We start from the raw sequence: 21,103 nt of genomic DNA, 5'->3' as shown, positions 1-21,103 counted from the left end.
TCGCCCAAGCGGCGGCAAAGTCCGAGACCCTCACGCCCGGGCGCGCGGCGTCGGCACGGGGCGGCCCGCTCGTTCCCAGGCGACGAAGCTGTTGGTGCGGGCGTGCACGAACTCCTTGACGGGGTCGCCGAAATACGTCCACGGCACGCTGCCGATGTGGCCGCCGACCGCCCGGAACTGCTCGACCGCCTCCGTGTGCCGCTTCGTCTGGAACAAGGTGTCCGCGAGAAGGTGGCGTGCGGTCGGCAGCCGGTGGTGGCCGGCGGGGACCTGGGCCACCGCGTCGAGGGTGGCGTCCACAGCCGCGGTCACAAAGGGTTCGCCGTAGACCTTCGCTTCCGGCTCCCGATAGGCGTGCTCGAAGATCGCGTACAAGCGCAGGGCAGGCAGCAGGCTGCCCCGTGGCGCGGAGGCAGCCGCCTGCTCCGCGAACTCGAACATCAGCTCCTTCGAGCCGCGCCACTTCGCGCACCAGTACTGCAGGGCGCCGACATGCGCGCCGAAGTGGTGCGGGTCGCGCAGGACGATCTGCGTCCACAGCAACCGGAAGTCCTCGTGCGACCAGCCCTGGCCGAACGCGATGGTGATCTGGGAGACCCACGGGGTCGGGTCCTCCGGCACCGCCAGCCGCGCCGCCTCACGGCACGCCGGCAGCGCCTCCGCCAGAAGCTGGTGGAAGCCCTGGAACTGCTCGCTGGTCGTGTACTTGGCCCGCTTGGCACCACGCGCCCTGCCGGCCATGGAGATGAGCATGTCGGCGTACACGAGCGCGGCGTCCGGGTCGCCCGGGCGCTCGGCATGCCAGGCGCGGAGCCATGTGTCGTCCTCCGCGGCGGCCTCCCCGATGTGCCCCAGCCGGTACCAGCGCAGGTCCCAGTCGCGCCCCGCGTCCGCCAGGTACGCGGCGGGCCGCCGCCAGTCCCCCGCCCGCGCCGCCGCCACCACGGCGTCCGCCTCCGGATCCGGCTGCGCGCGCCCTGTGTCCAGCTGCGACGCCGGCACCAGCCCGTACTGGGCCGGATCGATGGTCAAAGGCTTCTTGGCCTTCGCCTCGGCTCGCTTGGCGCGTGCCTTCCTCGCGTTGCGGGGGATGGTGACGATCGCGTAGGCGAGGAGGCCGGCGCCGGCCGTCGCTATGAAGGGGTTCATGAACCGTCCATGTGTTGAGGCTCCCTGCCGAGTCGGCAGGCGCCCAGCCAGATGTGAGGAAAGACGCGTCGGGCAACGGGCCTGCGGTGCGGACCCGAAGATCCAGAACTCCCGCGGGCAGTGGCGGTGCGCCAGGAGTATCCAGTAAGCCGGGCGCCGGTCCGTTCGATTTTTCGGAGCCGTCCGTCACCGATCGGCGGTGAGGTGCGCGGACTCGGCGGTCCCAGCGGCCGGTGCCTCACACTTATTCCTTGTGCAATTCTTTGCGGACTTGAACAGGATTTGACGCCGCGCCATTTCTTGCACGAGCGGCCCGACTGGTTGAACTCCCTCGTGGGAGAAGGAGACAAGAAGAAAGGCAAGGAAAGACGAAGGGCCGGTGCCCTCAAGGGAGAGGACACCGGCCCGGACGGGCGTTCGCGGAGCGGCGGGCCGCCCGCGGTCGTCGCCGCCTCAGGTCCGCAGCCGCCGCCGTGCCGCGCGCACCACGCGGCGCACCGTGGGATTGCCCTTCAGGCGCTGGGCGGTGCTGAGCGGGTCCCCGCCGGGCAGGCGCAGGGAGCTGAGCCGGCGGCGGCGGAAGTAGTACTCGGTGTCCGGGCCGATGTTGGCCCGCAGCCACGCGGCGGCCTCCGCCCGCAGCCCGGGGTGCATCTTGGGCTGCATGCAGAAGCCCACCGTCCGCACCAGCGCGGTGAGTTCGCCGGGGTCGCCGCCCTTCGCGCCGGGGACGGCGACATCGGGCACGAGGTGGTCGACGATGGTGAGCGGCATACGGTTGCTGTTCTGATACGGCGTCAGCCGGTCCAGCACCAGGCGGGTGCCGGTACGGGCGATCGCCACACCGAAGTAGGCGCGCGCGGTCAGCATCGCCGTGGAGAAGCAGCCGACGACCAGGCTCGGCCGGCAGCTCTCGTAGAGCGTCTCGGCGAGCAGCGGGCCGTCCAGGACGCGCAGCCGCACGCCCTCTGCCGCGGCCACCTCGTCCAGCGCCCGGGAGTAGTCGGCCGGCGCGGTGGGGTGGGGCTTGAAGACGATCGAGCGGTGCCCGGCCGCGATGGCGCCGCGCAACATGGTGACGTGCAGTTCCTCTTCCTCCTGCGGGGAGAGGATGCGCAGCGCCGCCAGGTACTGGCCCAGGAGCACCGCGGTGGGCGGCTCGTCGGCCAGCGCGGCGAGCCGGGGGTCGTCCGCGGCCTCGACGGCGATCTCCTTGAGCACGGCGGTGAAGGCGTCGTCCGGGACGAGTTCGGGCTCGGCGCCGGTCTCGGTGAGCAGCAGCGGACGCAGCCCGGGGACGAGGTCGAGGTGCAGGACGCGCTGGACGCGGCTGCCGAGGGGCCCGGGCAGCTTGTCACGGGTGGGGCCGTAGCTCATCAGGCCGTCCGCGTACACATGGACGGCGCTCTCGGCGAAGATCGTGACCAGTGCCCGCGCCGGGTTGACCTGGATCGACTCCACCGCGAGTTCGACCGGTGCGTCGCCGAGGCCCCAGGCGTGCCGGAACAGCCGCTGCCAGATGGGGCTCTCGTCCTCCTCGGGCTCCCACTCGCTGGGGTGGTGCGGGTGGATCACCGCGTTCCAGGAGATGACCTCGTCGAAGCGGGAGGCGATGCGCTCGTAGCCGTACATCTCGGAGAGCTGGACGGCCGACTCGGGCACCGAGGCGTTGTTGCTGACCAGCAGGATGCGGCGGGTGCCGGTATGCGGGCCGAAGAGGCCGGCGTCCAGTGCGGCGGCCAGCGTCGCGGCGCCGTAGAGCGTGGAGGCCTCGAATATCTGGGCCCGGTCGTGCTTCATGCGCCGCTCGTCCATGCCCTCGTCGTTCGTGAACTCGCTGTCCATCGTCAGGCCGCCTTTCGTGCGTCGGCGCGCAGCCGGCGCAGCACGTCGGCACGCTGCTCGTCCATCTCCGTGAGGGTGCGGTCCAGCACGTCCTGGGGCATGCGGCCCAGGACGGCGGCGGAGCGGCGCTTGAGCTCGCGGCTGGTCTCGGAGTCGTAGCGGCGGGCGTTGGACATGTGGTAGGCGATGAGCGCGCAGTACGTGCGGACGATCTTCGGCAGGAAGCGCTCGGCCTCCCGGTCGCCCCGCACGTCATCCATGATCGCGTCGTGCGCGGGTATGAAGTCCAGCTGACGGCCGTCGCCGATCTGCGTGAGCGAGGTGGTCACCCCGCGCCGGTAGAAGACGCCGATCGGGCGGATGACGGCGAAGGACTCGGCCGTCAGGTGGAGCCGCCAGATCCACTCGCGGTCCTCGGCGGTGCGCAGGCTGGTGCTGTAGCGCATGGCGCCGTCCGCGAAGAGCCGTCGGTGGTAGATCCCGGCCCACACGAAGGGGTAGTCGACCATGGTCTCCACGTGCGCGGGCGCGATCGCGTCGCGCGGGTGCAGCACGGTGTCCCAGATCTTGGCCGGGGGACGGTGGACGACGCGCTCGCGGCCGGTGGCCTTGATGTGGCCGGTGCGCACGAAGTCGCAGCCGAGGCCCTCGATGCCGGAGACCAGCTTGTCCAGGTAGCCGCGGTCGTACCAGTCGTCGCCGTCGAGGAAGGTCAGGTACTCCCCCGTGGCGGCGTCGATCCCGGTGTTGCGTGCCTGGGCTATGCCCTTGTTCTCCTCGTGCCGGATCACCGTCATCTGCGGCAGCCGCCGCTTCCAGTGATCGAGGACATCGGGCGTCCCGTCCGTCGAATGATCGTCGACAAGAAGGAACTCGGTGTCCGCTCCCGCGTTGTTGGCAAGACCGCACAACATATCGTGCGCGAATGCCTGAATATTGCGGAAGGGTACGATTACCGACAGTTTGGGCACCAGGGATTCCAGACGATCTCGAGGCCATGCACGGAAATCCGGCCCCGGTTTCCCGGTTTCCCGCCGGAAGGCAAGCTTATCGGACTAGATCCATCCAAGAAGTCGAGACCCCTACCGAAGGGTTAACGGAGGGCGTACGGGCGCCGAACTCACGCCACCCGGCGTGATCCGCCCCACGGAACCCGGCCGGACCTGCCGACGGACCCGCCACCCGGCCCGGATCGACGCAACCCCGGGAAGCCCCGTTCTCGTCCACGTAGAGCCGTGTTCACCTCGACGTCACATCCGGTCCCTATCGTGATCAGCTCCGCTCGCGTGCTGCTCGTGTGTTCACCATGCGTCCGCGCAGGCGGACTGCCAGTTGATCCGCGCGGGAAACCCATTCAGTTCTTCCCCAGCGGCCGTGTCATTGTTGGGAGCAGCATGGTCAAGATCCGGGCTGGATGGCTCGAGAAAAGATTGGACGGCGCCGCAGGGGCGGACGGTCCGATCGCATCCGTTTCCGTCGCGGAATGTGTCCGGTCCTGTGCTGTGCACGGGGGCAAGCTCGTCAAGAACCTGGACTACAAGAGGATCCAGCTCAGCGAGACCATCCGGGAACTGCTGTCGGTCTACGCGGCCGCGATGACCGACACGGGGAACGCGGCGGCGATCGCCGGCTCCAAGAGCACGTGGCCCAAGTCCAACCCGGAGCTCTTCGACGCCCTGCTCGAGGTCGGCCACAAGGCCATCGAGGTACGCGGCGGCGACGAGCTGCAGCTCGCGCTGCGTATCACCGACTGCGTCCTCGGCATCCGCAAGCAGTCCCGGGCCGGCTGGCGGCTGCGGGCGCGCGTGATGGAGGCGATCGGCGACGACGCCGCCACCGTCGAGGCGTACGAGCGATACCTGGCGCTGACGACCAAGGACGACCTCGGTGTCGCGGGCCGGATCAGCAAGCTCAAGGAGAGCGGCGAGCGTCTGGCCGACACGATCCGCCTGCTGCAGGAGGAAACCCCGGGTGCCCAGGGTCTGCGCGGCGCCGACACCGAGCTGTGGTCCGAGGGCCTGGCCCTCAAGGACGCCGGCGACTGGGAGCGCGCCAAGCCGCGCCTGGTGGCCGCCCTCGTCGCCATGGACGAGCAGGACCGCCCCGGCCCGCAGGTGCGTGCCGCGGTCGCCGATCTGGTCAACTTCCGGCTGGAGCAGGAGAAGGGCCGCGCGGGCGAGTCCCGCGAGCTGTTCAAGCTTTACGCGGACGACCGCCGGCTGCGGGACCTCGACCCGATCGCCGACCCGGCGATGACCGGTTCCAAGGTCGTCGGCCTCAGCGACTTCCGCAACCTCATCGCCGGCAAGACCATCTGCCTGATCGCGAACTCCCAGCGCGTCGGCACCAGCACCATGGGCAAGGAGATCGACTCCTACGATCTCGTCGTCCGCTTCAACTCCTACAAGATCGACGCGCCGGCCACCGGTTCCAAGACCGACATCCACGCGACGATCCACATGCACGACTTCAACTGGGACAAGAAGGTCGAGACGCGGCTGATCTTCAGCGGCAGCCACCACCAGTGGCGCAACTCGGTCCGCCGCCGTCTCGTCCCCGGCGCCCAGCGCTACGTCGGCGACCGCACGCTGCGCTGGCCGCTGCGCGACATCGGCCAGGTCGGCGAAGACCAGTGGAAGTCCATTCCCACCAGCGGTTTCAACATGCTGTGGCTGCTGGACTTTTTGGATGTCAACCCGAAGATCGACCTCATCGGGTTCGACTTCTACGACAGCGGTGCCTACCGGCTGCAGGAAGCCATGAAGCTTCCCATCGCCAAGGTGCACGGCTATTCAGAGGAGAAGGAGTGGGTCATGGCCCGCGCCCAGGAAGTGACCGAAATGAGGATATCGCTCCGATGACCGCCTCTCTCCCGGTTTCGGCAGTGCGGAGCGAGACGCTGACCGGCAAGCGCCGCATCGCCTTCGCCAGCTACGTCGACGAGAACTACCTGCCGGGCTTCCTGACCCTGCTGCGCAGCCTCGCCCTGACCAACCAGACGATCTGCGAGGACTTCATCGTCCTCTACGACGACCTGCAGCCGTCCTCGATCACGGCGATCCGCAAGCTGCACCCGCGCATCGTCATGCGTCGCGTGGTCCCCGAGCGGTACGACGACTTCGTCAAGGGCGACCCCGAGAACTACCTGGTCCGCAAGGCCTACTTCATTCTCGATGTCTTCCGCATCCGCGACTACGACACGATCATCACCCTCGACACCGACATGGTGGTCCTGGGCGACCTGAGCGAACTGCTGCAGATGCGCCACGGCGTCGGCGCGGTGCCGCAGTTCCTGCTGGACCAGTCGAAGCTCAACAGCGGTCTGCTGGTCATCCAGAAGGAATACCTGTCGGACGAGTTCTGCGCGCAGCTCGACGAGGTCGGCCGCGCGGGCACGTACGAGCTCGACAAGCACGACCAGGGCATCCTGAACGCCCTGCTGGTCGGCAAGTTCATCCAGCTCGACGCGAAGTACAACTTCGTCAAGCGCCGCCTGTCCGGCGACCGCGCCGTCGACGAGGGTGTCGCGATCCTGCACTTCACGGGCCGGCACAAGCCGTGGAACGGCGGCGAGGCCGGCTACACCGCGGCGCAGGAGGCGTGGGAGGCCTACAACATCGGCCACGCCGAGTTCGTCCGCCAGTTCCTCGCCCTGCGGGGCGAGAAGCACCCGGACCTGCTCACGCACTTCGGCCGTGACCTCGTCGCCGACGAGGACGGCTACGACGCGCTGCGCCAGGTCGCCGAGGCGTACCTGGCCAAGGGCTGGTACGAGAACACGGTGGAGATCCTCAGCCGCAGCCGCATCCCGGCGCACGAGAGCCGCCTGCACGAACTGCTCGGCACGGCCCTGATGGCCACCTCGCGCTACGACGAAGCCGAAGCTCACCTGCTGCTCGCCGGCGCCCACGCCCCCGCCTCCGCCCGTGTCTTCGGCCGGCTGGCGAACATGTCGTGGATCCTGGGAGACGACGAGGGCTCCCTGCAGTACGCCCTCGCCGGCCTCAACGCCGATGTCGTCGACCGCGCCTGCCGGATCGCCTACGAGCGCTCCCGCCCCGAGTCGCGCAAGCCCGTCGAGTCGGGTAACCCGGCCGAGCAGATAGCCCACGTGGCGTTCTACATGGACCGGCAGGGCAACGCGGGCGACAAGATCCTCCCGGAGACGGTCCGCCTGTCCTTCGGTCCCGACACCGGCGACCGCACCTGGCACTCCATTCACGCCCACAAGCTCTTCGACGAGGCGGCCCTGGAGCGGGTCAACGCCCGGCGCGGCCTGGTCATCGGCGGCGGCGGCCTGTTCATCCCTGACACCTCCCCGAACGGCAACAGCGCCTGGCAGTGGAACGTGCCGGACCAGTTGCTGGAGAAGATCGACGTTCCGCTGGCGATCTTCGCTGTCGGCTACAACGCGTTCGACGGCCAGTCGTACGCCCGCCGCCGTTTCGAGGAGAGCCTGCGTCTGCTGGTCTCCAAGTCGTCCTTCTTCGGCCTGCGCAACCACGGTTCGGTGGAGAAGGTCCGCGCGCTGCTCCCCGCCGAGCTGCAGGACCGAGTGATCTTCCAGCCGTGCCCGACCACGGTCTCCCGGCAGCTGGTCCCCGGCTGGCAGGACCCGATCAGGCGCGACGACACGGTGCTCATCAACTGCGCCTACGACCGCGCGGGGCTGCGCTTCGGCCACGACTACGACCACTTCCTGCGGGAGATGGCCACCGCCGTCCGCGCCATCGGCAAGCACGCCGAGGTCCGCTACGCCGCCCACGCCCTGGACGACGAGCGCTTCGTCTTCGACCTCCGCCGCGAGTACGGCATCTCGCTGCCGATCGAGCCGATGTACGACTTCGACACCGACCAGCTCCGCACCGCCTTCGCGCGCACCAAGCTCGTGATCGGCATGCGCGGCCACGCGGGCATGATCCCGTTCGGCTGCGGCACGCCCATCATCAGCCTGATCTCGCACCCGAAGATGGCGTACTTCCTGGCCGACATCGAGCGCCCCGAGTGGGGCGTCTCGGTCCACGACCGCGAGCTGGGCTCCGTCCTGTCGGAGCGCGCGATCGGTATGCTGAACAACCTCCAGGCGACCGTCGCCGACGTCCACGGGCGCCAGGAGGCGCTGTGGAAGGTGACGCAGGAGAACGTGGCGAAGCTGCACACCCTCCTGGGCTGAGCCCTTCCCCAGGGAATCCGCGGTACATAACGGGGCGTCGTGTCGATGACACGACGCCCCTTTGCCTACGCCGCGCCCGCACCGCGCTCTCCTCCCCCGCGCCGCGGGCAGAGAACCCCGACCGGCCCGCAGCGGCCGGCAGCAGAGGGAGCCGACTGCAAGGGAGCGGCCGTCCGGCAGACCGGTGTGCCGCCGGTGCCGGGGGCGCTCCTCGTACCCGCCGTGGGCGTCAGCCCAGCCAGCGCGACAGCCGCAGCCGCGTCCACAGCAGACTGGCGGCAAAGGAGAGCGCGACGGTCGCGACGGTGAGGGCCACCAGGCTGACGGGGGCCCGCAGGAAGCCGGCGTCCGCGGAGACGAGGTGCGGGGACAGCGCCTTGAGGAAGACCACGTGGACCAGGTACGCGCCGAAGGCGGCGCCGCCCAGCCGCGTGACATGGGGCCTCAGCCCCTCAGGGATCGTCAGCCGGTTGAACGCCGTCAGCAGGCTGCCGGCGAGCAGGGCGACGGAAAGGCTCGCGTACGGCGCCGGGAAGTGGACGTAGTGCTCCTGCGCGACGGTGCCTGCCCAGGCGCAGCCGGCGGCGGCGAGCCAGAGCAGTCGGCGCCGGCGGCCGGTGGAGGCCGTCCCCGGCAGAGACAGCAGCAGGGCGCCGGCGACGGCGTAGACCACCTGGTAGGCACCGAAGTCCCAGGCGGAGCGCGGCAGGTCGATGCCGCATACGGAACGGACGGCGCCGAGCAGCGTCGGGAGGAGGGCCAGGGCGAGCAGCACCGCGGCCGGCCCCCACGGCCGTTTGCCGGTCCGGATCAGCGCGGCGACCGACAGCAGCAGGATCACCGGCACGTACGAGTACAGGTACCACAGGTGGAAGGCGGGCTGAACGGACCCGAAGAGCGCCTCGAAGGCCACCTTCCGTGTCGGGTCGGTGTTCGCACCGCGCGCCCACTCCCAGAGCAGGTACACAGCCGTCCACACCGCGAACGGCACCATGATGCGCACCAGCCGCGTCCGGATCTGGCGGCTGTCGCGGGGCGGCGCCCCGGACAGGACGACCCAGCCCGCCATGGCGAAGAACAGCGGCACGGCGCAGCGGCTGAGACCGTCGGCGACCAGCGCGGTCCAGTAGACGGCACGGCCCTCGCCGGAGGTCCGGTGGACGGCGTTCATCAGCTCGGCCGCCGAGTGGCAGACGATGACACCGACCGAGGCGAGGACGCGGAGCAGATCGATGTCGTACCGGTGCTCACGCGGCGGGGTGTCCCCGGGTGCGCCCGCACCCGCGAGACGGGTCGGACCGGGGGAACCGGTGGGAGCGGCGGGAACTATCGGGGGCGTGGACATCCGCTCACATTCCGTTCTGTTCACGCAAATCGGCCACCGTTCGCTCCAGTTCGAGGACGGGATGTCCCCGCAGCACCGCGTCGCCGTAGCGGAGGGCGTCCTCGATCCGTCCGGCGGCGGCGAGTTCCCGTACGTGCGCGAGATGCGCTCCGGGAGTGCGGTCGACCATCGACGGGACGCCGGGGAGCGGCACGCTGGGCGGCGCGGCCGATTTGCCGGTGCCGGCGACGCCGAGCGCGGCGTCCATGCGCTCGGCGAAGCGGGTGATGTCGAAGAGCTCCTGGACCTGCGCATACCCCTGCTCGTCCACCGCGTCCGCGAGCACCTCGGTGAGCGCGGTCAGCGCGGCCTGCGGGACGTACTCGGCGAAGCCGCGGTAACCCCGGACGCCGCAGAGCATCTCGTGGGTACCGACGTCGTGGTGGCTGACGACCCGGAGCCGCTGCTGCACGGCCTCGACCGCGGCCAGCGGCATCGGGTCGTCCTCGCTGGACAGGAACAACACGTCGGAGTCGGCCAGTTCCTCGCGTATCCGCTTGCGTGGCAGGGCACCGCGCCACTCGACCCGGTCGGACAGCAGCGTGTCGCCGGACATCGCGCCCATGCGGTGCCCCAGCCAGCTGAAGCGCCAGGGCAGCCCGAGCAGTGCCGCCCGCTCCGCGACCCGCGAGAACAGGTCCACGCCCTTGCGGTCCTGCACCGTTCCGACCATGACGATCCGCGGCTCGGCGGAGACCTCCGGACGGGCCCGGCGCACACCGGGGTCGCGCGGCACCGTGTTGTAGACGACCAGCGGGTCCACGGCGCCCTGTCCGCGGTAGTAGTCCGCCTGCGCCCGCGAGACGCACAGCAGCCGCAGCCGCGGCAGGAGTTCCAGCAGTTCCGCGTGCCGCTCGGCGTGGGCGGCGGCCTCCTTCTCGAAGACGTACCGCGTGACGTGGACGTAGACCGACACCGCAATGCCCGCGTCCAGCAGGGCGCGGACCACTCGGGGGCCGAGCCGGTGGCGCCAGAAGAAGCCGAAGCTGTTGACCAGGACGCGCTCGGTCCCCTTGAGGGCGTCCAGCACCGCGCCGAGGCCGTTGAACGCCCCGATGTCGAGGTAGCGGACGTCCACCGGACCGCGGGATACGAGGTCCTGGGTGTAGGTGAGCACGGGCAGCGCCACTCCGGTGACGTATCCGAAGTCGGTGCCGAGGACGGCCAGCGAACGCGGCTTCCACATCCGGCCGGTGATGTCCGCCAGCGCCCGCTCGGCGGGGGGCACGGGTACCACGGGGACGGGGGCGGGGACGGGGGCGGGGGCGGAAGGCGGCGGGCCGCCGGGCTCCTTCCGCGGAGCGGCGGGCGCGGCCTCGAGGACCGCGGTCAACAGGCGTTCACCGCAGTCGTCGCCGAGGTGGAGGAAGTGCTCGACCGGCTCGCCCGACGGGTTGCCGTCGTGGAGTCCGTCGACGTGCAGCCGGGTCGCGGCCCGCACCACGTCGTCCAGGGAAGTGGTGTTGCGGACCAGAACGTGCTTGACGCACGGCAGCACCGCGTTGAGGTCGTCCGGCATGTGCTGGATCAACGGTACTCCCGCGCGCAGGACGGACGGCCAGACGGCACTGCGGGCGGCGATCACGAGGTCGTACGTGGCCAGCTCGGCGCGGTCCGGCAGCCGGTCGGCCGTCACCACCTCACCCAGCGGCAGCAACGCCTCGGCGACGTCGTGGAGTTCGTCCAGGACGAGCGTCCGCAGGGGCGCGCCGGGCTTCGCGGCGCGGCGGTACTCGCGGGAGCGGGCGACGCGGATCAGCTCCGGGTCGTCGCTGAGGCCGGGCGCGCCGGTGACAACGGCGGGGATGCCGTTCGACCGGGTCCGGTGGACCAGCGCGCGCCGCGCGGACGGCCCCCACACGCACACCACCGAGGGCTTGCTGCCGCCCCAGTTCAGCGCGGCCTCGCGGCGGGCCGCGAACAGGTCGCGGTAACGGAAGTCGAGCGGCCGGTCCTGCACGAGCGCCACGGGCAGCAGATCGCCCACGGTGCGCACGATCTGCGCGCCGCAGGGGGTCAGGTCGTCGAGCAGGACGACCCGGTCCACCGCGTTGTCCTCGGCGTACCGGCGCAGCCGGGCGCCGGTCTCATGGGCCAGGTCCGCCCGGCCCACCGGTTCCCCCGGCCGGAACAGCCGGTGCGGCGGCGTCTCGCACCCGTCCGCCCATTCCGCCCGGCCGGCGGCCTCGGACAGGACGAGCGTGACGGTGTGCTGCCCGGCCCGGTCCGCGCCACGCAACGCGGTGGCGACTCCTACGGCGGCGGGGCTCTCGGTGAATACCATGACGTGCATACAGCTCACATGCCCTCGCTGCCATCGAGTAGCGCGACAGGGTTGCTGTCATACACGCTCCCGGGGCGAAGGGGAAGTGAAGAACCAGGGGGACGGGCCGCCGCTGGGAGGGGATGTCCGGAAACCGGAAGGTCGGGGGACTTTCCGAAATCCTTGATCCCCGCGAATTTCGCGGACCGTTCATCTTCGCGACATCTCATTGCCCAAGCATCGCGCAGTGCCGAATCAAACAGCCGTGGGAATACCGCCGCAGCGCAGCGCCTCGTCCTCCGGACACTCCACCGACGTGCGGGAACACCGCTACGACATCGACCTGATGCGGCTGCTGTGCTCCGGCACGGTCATGCTGGGACACGTGGGCTCCCAGTTCATTCGCTCGACCGGGAACGACGCCTCCAGCGGTGCCGGTTCGTACTGGGCGGGGCATGTGGCCGAAGCCATCAATCCGTTCGCCGTCCCGATGTACTTCGCCATCGCCGGCTGGGCCGTACTGGTCGGTGCGCCCCCGAAGGACAGCGCCCGGATGTGGCAGCGGATCGTCCGCAACACCGTTCCGCTCTTCGCGTGGACGGGGATCTACCTGGTGTGGGCCTGGCTCCGGAACCGCAACGACAGGCCCATGGCCGAGTTGGCGGTGAACTCGCTCTTCGGCTCCGTGGAGCCCGCGTACCACCTGTGGTTCATGTACAACTACATCCCGATCATCGCACTGCTCGCCTTCGCGATGCTGATCAAGGCCGGCAAGCGGCCCTGGGGTCTGGGTGCCGTGCTGCTCGGGATCGCCGTCCTGCCGAGCGTGCTCTCCACCGCCTCACAGTTCACCGACCGTGAGCTGCCCACCGTGGCCTGGGGCTTCAGCACCTTCTCCATGGTGTACGCGGTCGGCGGCGCCATGCTGTTCGCCCTGCCCGCCGGGGCCGTCCGGTGGCGCCGGCCGCTGGCCGTCCTGCTGCCGGTCACGATGGCCGCGTGCCTCTGGTACAACACGCAGGTCCACTACGTGATCCCCAACGCCCACCTGTTCGTCGCCGCGATGAGCGTCTGCGTCCTGCTGCTGGTCAGCCGGATCCACATCCCGGAGCGGTTCCGGCCGCGCCTGAAGCAACTGGCCGGCGCGGCGCTGGGCGCCTACATGGTGCACGTGCTCTTCGTCGAGGAACTCGTCCACCGCCTGGTGTCGCCGGACCTGGGCGGATGGGTGGCGGGGCTGACGCTGGTCGGGCTGGTGGCCACGGTGATGGCGCTGTCGTTCTCCGCCAGTCTGCTGTGGGGCCGGCTGAACCTCAGGCGCCTCCTGGGCTGACCCGCGGAACACACCCGGGGTACGGCACGACCCCGCCCCCGCGAGCCGAAGAACTCGCGGGGACGGGGCCCTGCCGCATCCGGATGCCGGCACGACCGGGGCGCGAGGCCTCAGTTGCCGAGCACCGCCGTCAGCAACTCCGCAGTCCACGTGAGCAGTTCGCGCCCCACGACCGGCTTGCCGCCGATACGCGATGTGCTCGGGCGGGGAACGAGAATCTGCTTGGTGCCGGCCTTGACGACCGTGCGCGGGTAGAGCCGGTTCAGCCGCAGTTCCTGGGACTCGCGCAGCTCGACCGGCGAGAAGCGCACGTTGGCGCCCTGGAGGGTGATGTCGGCGACACCGACCTTGCGGGCCAGCAGCCGCAGCCCGGCGACCAGCAGCAGGTTCTCCACCGGCTCGGGGAGCTTGCCGTACCGGTCGGTGAGCTCCTCGCGTACGGCCTTGATGTCCTCCTCGGAGTTGACGGAGGCGATCGCGCGGTAGGCCTGGAGGCGCAGCCGCTCGCCGGGCGCGTAGTCGTGCGGGACGTGCGCGTCGACCGGCAGCTCGATCTTGACATCCAGCGGGGCCTCCTCGGCCTCGCCGCCGCCCTCCTCCAGGGCCGCCCGGTAGTCGGCGACGGCCTCGCCGACCATGCGGATGTACAGATCGAAGCCGACACCGGCGATGTGCCCGGACTGCTCGCCGCCGAGCAGGTTGCCCGCGCCGCGGATCTCCAGGTCCTTCATCGCGACGTACATGCCCGCGCCCATCTCGGTGTGCTGGGCGATGGTCGCCAGCCGCTCGTGCGCGGTCTCGGTGAGCGGCTTCTCCGGCGGGTACAGGAAGTACGCGTAGCCCCGCTCGCGGCTGCGGCCCACCCGGCCGCGCAGCTGGTGCAGCTGGGACAGACCGAAGGTGTCGCCGCGCTCCACGATGAGGGTGTTGGCGTTGGAGATGTCGATGCCGGACTCGACGATCGTCGTGGAGACCAGCACGTCGAACTTCTTCTCCCAGAAGTCGACGACGACCTGCTCCAGCCGCGACTCGCCCATCTGCCCGTGCGCGGTGGCGATCCGCGCCTCCGGGACCAGGTCGCGCAGCCGCGCCGCGGCCTTGTCGATGCTCTCCACCCGGTTGTGGATGTAGAAGGCCTGGCCCTCACGCAGCAGCTCGCGCCGGATCGCGGCCGCGATCTGCCGGTCCTCGTACGGCCCGACGAAGGTCAGCACCGGGTGCCGCTCCTCCGGCGGAGTGGTGATCGTCGACATCTCGCGGATGCCGGTGACCGCCATCTCCAGGGTGCGCGGGATGGGGGTGGCGGACATCGTCAGCACGTCGACGTTGGCCCGCAGCTTCTTCAGCTGCTCCTTGTGCTCGACGCCGAAGCGCTGCTCCTCGTCCACGATCACCAGGCCCAGGTCCTTGAACCTGGTCTCCGACGAGAAGAGCCGGTGCGTGCCGATGACCACGTCCACCGAGCCCTCGTGCAGCCCCTCCAGGACCGCCTTGGCCTGGCTGTCGCTCTGGAACCGGGACAGTGCCTTCACCACGACCGGGAACTGCGAGTAGCGCTCGGAGAAGGTCCCGAAGTGCTGCTGGACCAGCAGCGTCGTCGGCACCAGGACGGCGACCTGCTTGCCGTCCTGGACGGCCTTGAAGGCCGCCCGCACCGCGATCTCGGTCTTGCCGTAGCCGACGTCGCCGCAGATCAGCCGGTCCATCGGGACCGACTTCTCCATGTCCTCCTTGACCTCGGCGATCGTCGTGAGCTGATCGGGGGTCTCCGCGTACGGGAACGCGTCCTCCAGCTCCCGCTGCCACGGGGTGTCCGGCGCGAAGGTGTGGCCGGGGGCGGCCATGCGCGCGGAGTAGAGCCGGATCAGGTCCGCGGCGATCTCCTTGACCGCCTTCTTGGCGCGCGCCTTGGTCTTCGTCCAGTCCGCGCCGCCCAGGCGGTGCAGGGAGGGCGCCTCGCCACCGACGTACTTGGTGATCTGCTCCAGCTGGTCGGTCGGCACGAACAGCCGGTCGCCCGGCTGGCCCTTCTTGGCCGGCGCGTACTCCACGAGCAGGTACTCGCGGGTGGCGCCCTGGACGGTGCGCTGCACCATCTCCACGTAGCGGCCGACGCCGTGCTGCTCGTGCACGATGAAGTCGCCCGCCTGGAGCGTCAGCGGGTCGATCGTCTTGCGGCGCCGGGACGGCATCCGGCCCATGTCCTTGGTGGACGAGCGCTGGCCCGACAGGTCGGTCTCGGTGAGGACGGCGATCTTCAGCGCCGGGTCCACGAAGCCGCTCTCGATCGAGCCGCAGGCGACATGGACGACGGCGGGCTCCACCGGCCCGGCCAGCTCGGTGTCGAGGCGGGCGGCGATGCCCTCGTTGCCGAGCACCTCCACGATGCGGGCGGCCGGACCGTGGCCCTCGGTCACATAGACCGTGCGCCAGCCCTCGGCGAGCCAGCCCTTGGTGTCGGCCAGCGCGCGGGCGGTGTCGCCGCGGTAGACCTCGGGGGCGTGCATGCCGAGCTTCAGGGTGTCGGCCCCACCGTCCGAGACGTCCTCGTCGGCCCCGAAGGGGCTGACCGACCACCACGGGGTGCCCAGCTCACGGGCCCGGTCGCGGACGTCGGCGATGCCCCACAGCGAGGCCGCGCCCAGGTCGATCGGCGCCTCCCCGCCGCCCGCGGACGCGGCCCACGAGGCCTCCAGGAACTCCCGGCTGGTCGCCACGAGGTCCGCGGCGCGGGCACGCACCCGCTCCGGGTCGCACACCACCGCCATCGCCCCGGCGGGCAGCACGTCCAGCAGCAGTTCCATGTCGTCCACCAGGACGGGGGCGAGGGACTCCATGCCCTCCACCGCGATGCCCTGGGCGATCTTGTCCAGCAGCTCGCGCAGTTGCGGGTGCTCCTCGGCGAGCGCGGCCGCTCGGGCCCGCACCTCCTCGGTGAGCAGCAGCTCCCGGCACGGCGGCGCCCACAGACCGTGCTCGGCGACCTCCAGCGAACGCTGGTCGGCCACCTTGAAGTAGCGGATCTCCTCGACGTCGTCGCCCCAGAACTCGATCCGGAGCGGGTGCTCCTCGGTCGGCGGGAAGACGTCCAGGATGCCGCCGCGCACCGCGAACTCGCCGCGCTTCTCCACCAGCTCCACCCGGGCGTACGCGGCGGCCGCGAGGCCGTCCACGATCGCGTTCAGATCGGCGGTCTGCCCGGTGCGCAGCGCCACGGGGACGAGGTCGCCCAGGCCCTTGACCTGCGGCTGGAGCACCGAGCGGATCGGCGCGACCACGACCCGCACGGGCCCGGCGGTCGGGTCGTCCGTGCTGGGGTGCGCCAGACGGCGCAGCACGGCCAGGCGGCGGCCGACGGTGTCCGAGCGCGGGGACAGCCGCTCGTGCGGCAGCGTCTCCCATGCGGGGTACTCCACGACGGAGTCCGCGGGCAGCAGCGACCGCACGGCGGCCGTCAGATCCTCGGCCTCGCGGCCGGTGGCCGTCACCGCCAGCACGGTGCGGCCCGTACGGGCCGCGAGCGCGGCCACCGCCAGCGGGCGGGCCGCCGGCGGTCCCACGAGGTCGACATGCGGGCGATTGCCGTCGGCGGCGGCACGTACGGCCTCCGCGAGCGCGGGGTCGCTCACGACGATGTCCAGCAGACCGTTCAGGCTCATGAGGCTTTCCGTCCCAAGGCAGGCAGGCAACGCGAACAGCCCGACGCGTGGAACGGGCCGGGGTTCTCCAAGCCTACGACGCCGCGCTGACACCCGGTGTCGCGTGCTGCGCCGGCGCCCCCTGGGTCCCCTCCCCGCCCGCCCGCCCGTGTGCCCCGTGAAGTCAGTGACCCCGGCGCCCGTTTTCGTGGGTTCGGGTTCGGGTTCGGGGCCTCCGGGGCCGGCCATTCTGGACAGCACATTTAGATGCCTCAGGCGCCTCCGTTGAGCACCCCGGGTTGTGCACCCACATATGCTCCAGTGTCCAGAACACCCACCCTCCCCCAACCTTCGGCCGGGGGTTGGGGAGGGTGGATGTTCTGGACGTTCGGCATATTTGTGTACGGTATCCGCGCTGAACGGTGGAAAGCACTGGAAACGCACGCAAATATCCAGTCCAGGACGTGCAGCCCCGGAGGCCCCGAACCCGACACCCAATGGAACGTGCGTCAAGGCGCCTGACTTCACGGGGCACACGGGCGGGAGGGCGGGGAAACCCCGCCCCCCCCGGGTGCCGCCACGCTAGTCCGTGGCAATCGCGTTGAGGACGTTCATGCGGGCCGCCCGGAACGCCGGGACCAGCGCGGCGACGAGGCCGACGAAGGCGGAGCCGATGAAGACCGTGATGATCGTCGGCCAGGGGATCTCGAGAATGCCGAGGCCCTGGAGGGCGAGCAGCTTCTGCGCCGTGGCGCCCCAGCCCATGCCCAGGCCGAGGCCGAGGATCGCGCCGAAGAGGGCGATGACGATGGACTCCAGCCGGATCATGCGGCGCAGCTGCCGGCGGGACATGCCGATCGCCCGCATGAGGCCGATCTCCCGGGTGCGTTCGACGACCGACAGGGCGAGCGTGTTCACGACGCCCAGGATCGCGACGATGATCGCGAGGGCGAGGAGGCCGTAGATCAGGTTGAGCAGCTGGCCGATCTGGTCCTTGAGCAGCTGCTTGTAGTCGGCCTGGTTGCGGACCTGGACCTGCGGGAAGTCGTGCAGGGCCTTCTTGAGTCCGGCGTACGCGGCGTCCTGCTGCCCGTCCTTGGCGGCCGCGAACATGATGTCGTTGATCGGCATCCGGTCGGCGGGGATGTAGTGGGCCGCGGTCGCGATGCTGGTGTACATCGCGCCGCCGTCGAAGGCGGTGTCCTTCGTCGTGATCGCGGTGACCTTCAGTTTCGCGGTACCACCCGCCGAGAAGCGGACGGTGAGGGTGTCGCCGAGCGTGACGTGGTGCTTGTCGGCGAAGTTCTCGCCGACCGACATCGCGCCGGCCCCGTAGGCGGCGGAGAGTTCGCCGGCGACGGTCTTGACCTGGAGGTCCTGGGCGTAGGTGGGGTCGGCGGCGGAGATGCTCGTGTCGGAGACCGCGCCGTCGGGGGAGGTGATCCTCACGTCGAGGGACTTGTAGTCCGTGACGTGCGCGAGGTCGGGCGCGGCCTTGATCGCTTTCTCGATCTGCGGGGTGATGGGCTGGCCGCTGTCGGAGGCGATGATGAAGTCCGCGCCGACCGACTTGTCGAGCTGGTCGCCGGCCGAAGCCACCATGGAGGAGCCGACCACGGACAGGCCCGCGACGAGGGCGAGGCCGATCATGAGGGCGGCGGCGGTGGCGCCGGTGCGCCGGGGGTTGCGGAGCGCGTTGCGCTCGGCGAGGCGGCCGACGGGACCGAAGACCCGCAGGACGCCGGCGCTGATGACGCGGACGACGAAGCCGGCGAGCAGGGGTCCGACGACGACGAAGCCGACCAGGGTCAGCAGGACGCCGAGGCCGAGGAAGGCCGCGCCGTCGGCTGCCTTGGTGGCCCGTGCGGCGAGCAGGAGCGCGGCGGCGCCGGCCAGGGTGAGCACCACGCCGATCACGGCCCGCACCCTGCCGGCCCGGCCGTCGGCCGGGATGCCCGCGTCGCGGAGGGCGGCCATCGGGGAGACCTTGCCGGCCCGGCGGGCGGGCAGGTAGGCGGCGAGGACGGTCACGACGACGCCGAGGACCAGACCGGCGACGGGCGTGGAGGCCTTGACGGTCAGCGAGGAGGTGTCGAGGTTCATGCCCAGGTTGCCCATGAGCTTCATCAGCAGCACGGCGAGCCCGACACCGCCCCCGATGCCGAGGACGGAGCCGACGACACCGAGGAGCAGCGCCTCGATGAGCACGGAGCGGTTGACCTGGCGGCGGCTGGCGCCGATGGCCCGCATGAGGCCGATCTCGCGGGTGCGCTGGGCGACCAGCATGGAGAAGGTGTTGACGATCAGGAAGACGCCGACGAGGACGGCGATCCCGGCGAAGCCGAGCATCGCGTACTTGATGACGTCGAGGAAGCCGGCGATGTCCTTCTTGTTCTCGGCGGTCCACTCGGCCTGGGTCTGGACCTTGTAGGTGCCGGAGCCGGCGAGCGCGGCGGCGACGTTCTTCTTGAGCTGGTCGTCGCTGACGCCGGGTGCGGCGGTCAGGCCGACGCTGCTGAAGACGCCCTTGGCGCCGAGGATCCTGGTCTGGGTGGTGGCGGTGTCGAAGTAGAAGACGGCCGCGCCGGGGTTGGTGACCTTGAAGGTCACGATGCCGGTGATCGCGGCGCGGAACTCGCCCGGGATGGCGATGACGCGGACCGTGTCGCCGATCTTCAGGTGGTGCTTGTCGGCGGTGTCGGCGTCGACCATGACCTCGGTGGGGCCGCGCGGGGCGTGGCCGGAGGTGAGGTCGACCGAACGCTCCTCGGTGGAGTCCCAGTTGGTGGCGATGGTGGGGGCGCCGGAGCTGGGGCTGAGGCTGTCGTTGGAGCTGTCGGTGACGGTCAGGGTCTGGCTGCCGGCCTCGCCCGTCGCCTCCTTGACGCCGTCGACGCCCTTGAGCCGCTGGACCACGGAGGCCGGCACGGTGGCGGCCTTCGTCGTCATCTGCATGTCGTCGTTGCCGGGCGCGCCCTTGGGCGTGACGGTGACGTCGGAGGCGGTGGCCGCGAAGAGCTTGTCGAAGGTGGAGGTCATCGTGTCGGTGAAGACGAGCGTGCCGCAGACGAAGCCCACCGACAGCAGGACGGCGATGGCGGAGAGCGCCATGCGGCCCTTGTGCGCGACGAAGTTGCGCAGGGATGTCTTGACGACGGTCATGACGTCCTCCCGCGCGCGTCGAAGTCCTTCATGCGCTCCAGGACGGAGTCGGCGGTCGGGTTCCGCATCTCGTCCACGATCCGGCCGTCGGCGAGGTAGAGGACGCGGTCGGCGTAGGAGGCGGCGACCGGGTCGTGGGTCACCATGACGATGGTCTGGCCGAGTTCGTCGACCGAGCGGCGCAGGAAGCCGAGGATCTCGGCGCCGGCGCGGGAGTCGAGGTTGCCGGTGGGCTCGTCACCGAAGATGATCTCGGGACGGGCGGCGAGCGCGCGGGCCACGGCGACGCGCTGCTGCTGACCGCCGGAGAGCTGGCCGGGCCGGTGCCTCAGGCGGTCGGCCAGGCCCACGGTCTCCACGACGCGCTGCAGCCACTTCTGGTCGGCCTTGCGGCCGGCGATGTCCATGGGCAGCGTGATGTTCTCGGCCGCGTTCAGGGTCGGCAGCAGGTTGAAGGCCTGGAAGATGAAGCCGATCTTGTCCCGGCGCAGCTGCGTGAGCTTCTTGTCCTTGAGCCTGGTGATCTCGATGTCACCGACGAGGATCTGCCCCTCGGTGACGGTGTCGAGGCCGGCGAGGCAGTGCATCAGGGTCGACTTGCCGGAGCCGGACGGCCCCATGATCGCGGTGAAGCGACCGCGCTCGATGTCGACGTCGACCGCGTCGAGGGCCACGACCCGGGTCTCTCCGGAGCCGTACGCCTTGGTCACGCCGCGGGCACTGGCGGCAACGGCCGTACGTTCTCCGCTGCCCCCGGACTTGGGAATCGTTACTGCCGTTGTCACTGTCTCTCCTGCTTTCCTCGTGGATGTCCCGGCTGGTGCGGACGCGCGCCGTCGCCCTAACAGAGTGGCTGCCGGACGGGGCCTGGACGATGGTGCGGGTCTCCGTATCGGCCCGGGGGCTAGCCCCACCGAGAAGGCTAGGGAGCAGGGGAGGGGTGGTTCGTCCTCCGCCGGTACGAACCGGGGGTAGGAGAAATATCGGTACGCCCCCTAGGGGAACTGCGACTTTCGGGTGACCCGGCTCGGGGTCGATGCTGCACCCTCCCGCGGCGGGAGGATCAAGCGCGGGTGTCCGGCCTGCGAGAACCCCCTGTGCGGCGGCGGTACGGGCATGAAAAAGTGTGTCGTACACAGATCCAGGGGGTTCGTCC

At 70.4% G+C, this 21,103-nt stretch carries 11 protein-coding genes; 3 read left to right on the top strand and 8 right to left on the bottom strand.

Translation table 11 applies throughout. The features are described 5' to 3' along the window. Positions 1-30 precede the first annotated feature (30 nt). From RV983_RS21910 to RV983_RS21900, 3 genes are all read right to left on the bottom strand, one after another. A complete protein-coding gene (locus RV983_RS21910; RefSeq protein WP_475987445.1) occupies positions 31-1,149 on the bottom strand; it encodes a hypothetical protein in 1,119 nt (372 codons plus the stop codon). A 453-nt stretch (positions 1,150-1,602) separates the two neighbouring features. Further along, positions 1,603-2,994, bottom strand: a complete 1,392-nt coding sequence (locus RV983_RS21905; RefSeq protein ID WP_475987444.1) for a polysialyltransferase family glycosyltransferase — start codon at positions 2,992-2,994, stop codon at positions 1,603-1,605. A 2-nt stretch (positions 2,995-2,996) separates the two neighbouring features. Beyond that, positions 2,997-3,965 (bottom strand): glycosyltransferase family 2 protein, encoded by a 969-nt coding sequence (locus RV983_RS21900; RefSeq protein ID WP_475987443.1) that lies wholly within the window; start codon positions 3,963-3,965, stop codon positions 2,997-2,999. A 531-nt stretch (positions 3,966-4,496) separates the two neighbouring features. Between RV983_RS21900 and RV983_RS21895 the strand changes: the two genes are divergently transcribed. After that, on the top strand, positions 4,497-5,855 hold the full coding sequence (locus tag RV983_RS21895; protein WP_475987442.1) for a glycosyltransferase family 29 protein: 1,359 nt from the start codon (positions 4,497-4,499) through the stop codon (positions 5,853-5,855). Then, a complete protein-coding gene (locus RV983_RS21890; protein ID WP_475987441.1) occupies positions 5,852-8,167 on the top strand; it encodes a glycosyltransferase in 2,316 nt (771 codons plus the stop codon). The genes RV983_RS21895 and RV983_RS21890 overlap by 4 nt, the downstream gene beginning before the upstream one ends. A 229-nt stretch (positions 8,168-8,396) precedes the next feature. Here the strand turns inward: RV983_RS21890 and RV983_RS21885 are convergent, their stop codons facing one another. Beyond that, the gene (locus tag RV983_RS21885) at positions 8,397-9,512 is read right to left on the bottom strand and encodes an acyltransferase (RefSeq protein WP_475987440.1); all 1,116 of its coding nucleotides are present in this window, start codon (positions 9,510-9,512) and stop codon (positions 8,397-8,399) included. A 4-nt stretch (positions 9,513-9,516) separates the two neighbouring features. After that, positions 9,517-11,844 carry a glycosyltransferase family 4 protein gene (locus tag RV983_RS21880; RefSeq protein WP_475987439.1) on the bottom strand — a complete coding sequence of 776 codons (2,328 nt, stop codon included), beginning with the start codon at positions 11,842-11,844 and terminating at the stop codon, positions 9,517-9,519. Between the two features lie 235 nt (positions 11,845-12,079). On the opposite strand from RV983_RS21880, the gene RV983_RS21875 reads away from it, so the two are divergent. Then, a complete protein-coding gene (locus RV983_RS21875) occupies positions 12,080-13,147 on the top strand; it encodes an acyltransferase (protein ID WP_475987438.1) in 1,068 nt (355 codons plus the stop codon). 110 nt (positions 13,148-13,257) lie between these two features. Here RV983_RS21875 and mfd read toward each other — a convergent pair whose 3' ends face one another. From mfd to RV983_RS21860, 3 genes are all read right to left on the bottom strand, one after another. After that, positions 13,258-16,806, bottom strand: a complete 3,549-nt coding sequence (gene mfd / locus RV983_RS21870) for a transcription-repair coupling factor (RefSeq protein WP_475987437.1) — start codon at positions 16,804-16,806, stop codon at positions 13,258-13,260. A gap of 561 nt (positions 16,807-17,367) precedes the next feature. Beyond that, a complete protein-coding gene (locus tag RV983_RS21865; protein WP_475987436.1) occupies positions 17,368-19,947 on the bottom strand; it encodes an ABC transporter permease in 2,580 nt (859 codons plus the stop codon). Beyond that, positions 19,944-20,732 (bottom strand): ABC transporter ATP-binding protein, encoded by a 789-nt coding sequence (locus tag RV983_RS21860; protein ID WP_475987435.1) that lies wholly within the window; start codon positions 20,730-20,732, stop codon positions 19,944-19,946. Before RV983_RS21860 ends, RV983_RS21865 begins: the two co-directional genes overlap by 4 nt. Positions 20,733-21,103 lie beyond the last annotated feature (371 nt).

The sequence above is a fragment of the Streptomyces sp. RLA123 genome, from assembly GCF_056270165.1.
The sequence above is the reverse complement of the archived record's forward strand: the minus strand, read 5'-3'. Positions and strand labels throughout refer to the sequence as shown.

What these genes read in the sequence shown, in the direction of transcription:
- RV983_RS21910 (WP_475987445.1), bottom strand. Translation starts at nt 1,149, where the DNA reads ATGAACCCCTTCATAGCGACGGCCGGCGCCGGCCTCCTCGCCTACGCG.
- RV983_RS21905 (WP_475987444.1), bottom strand. Translation starts at nt 2,994, where the DNA reads ATGGACAGCGAGTTCACGAACGACGAGGGCATGGACGAGCGGCGCATG.
- RV983_RS21890 (WP_475987441.1), top strand. Translation starts at nt 5,852, where the DNA reads ATGACCGCCTCTCTCCCGGTTTCGGCAGTGCGGAGCGAGACGCTGACC.
- RV983_RS21885 (WP_475987440.1), bottom strand. Translation starts at nt 9,512, where the DNA reads ATGTCCACGCCCCCGATAGTTCCCGCCGCTCCCACCGGTTCCCCCGGT.
- RV983_RS21880 (WP_475987439.1), bottom strand. Translation starts at nt 11,844, where the DNA reads ATGCACGTCATGGTATTCACCGAGAGCCCCGCCGCCGTAGGAGTCGCC.
- mfd (WP_475987437.1), bottom strand. Translation starts at nt 16,806, where the DNA reads ATGAGCCTGAACGGTCTGCTGGACATCGTCGTGAGCGACCCCGCGCTC.
- RV983_RS21865 (WP_475987436.1), bottom strand. Translation starts at nt 19,947, where the DNA reads ATGACCGTCGTCAAGACATCCCTGCGCAACTTCGTCGCGCACAAGGGC.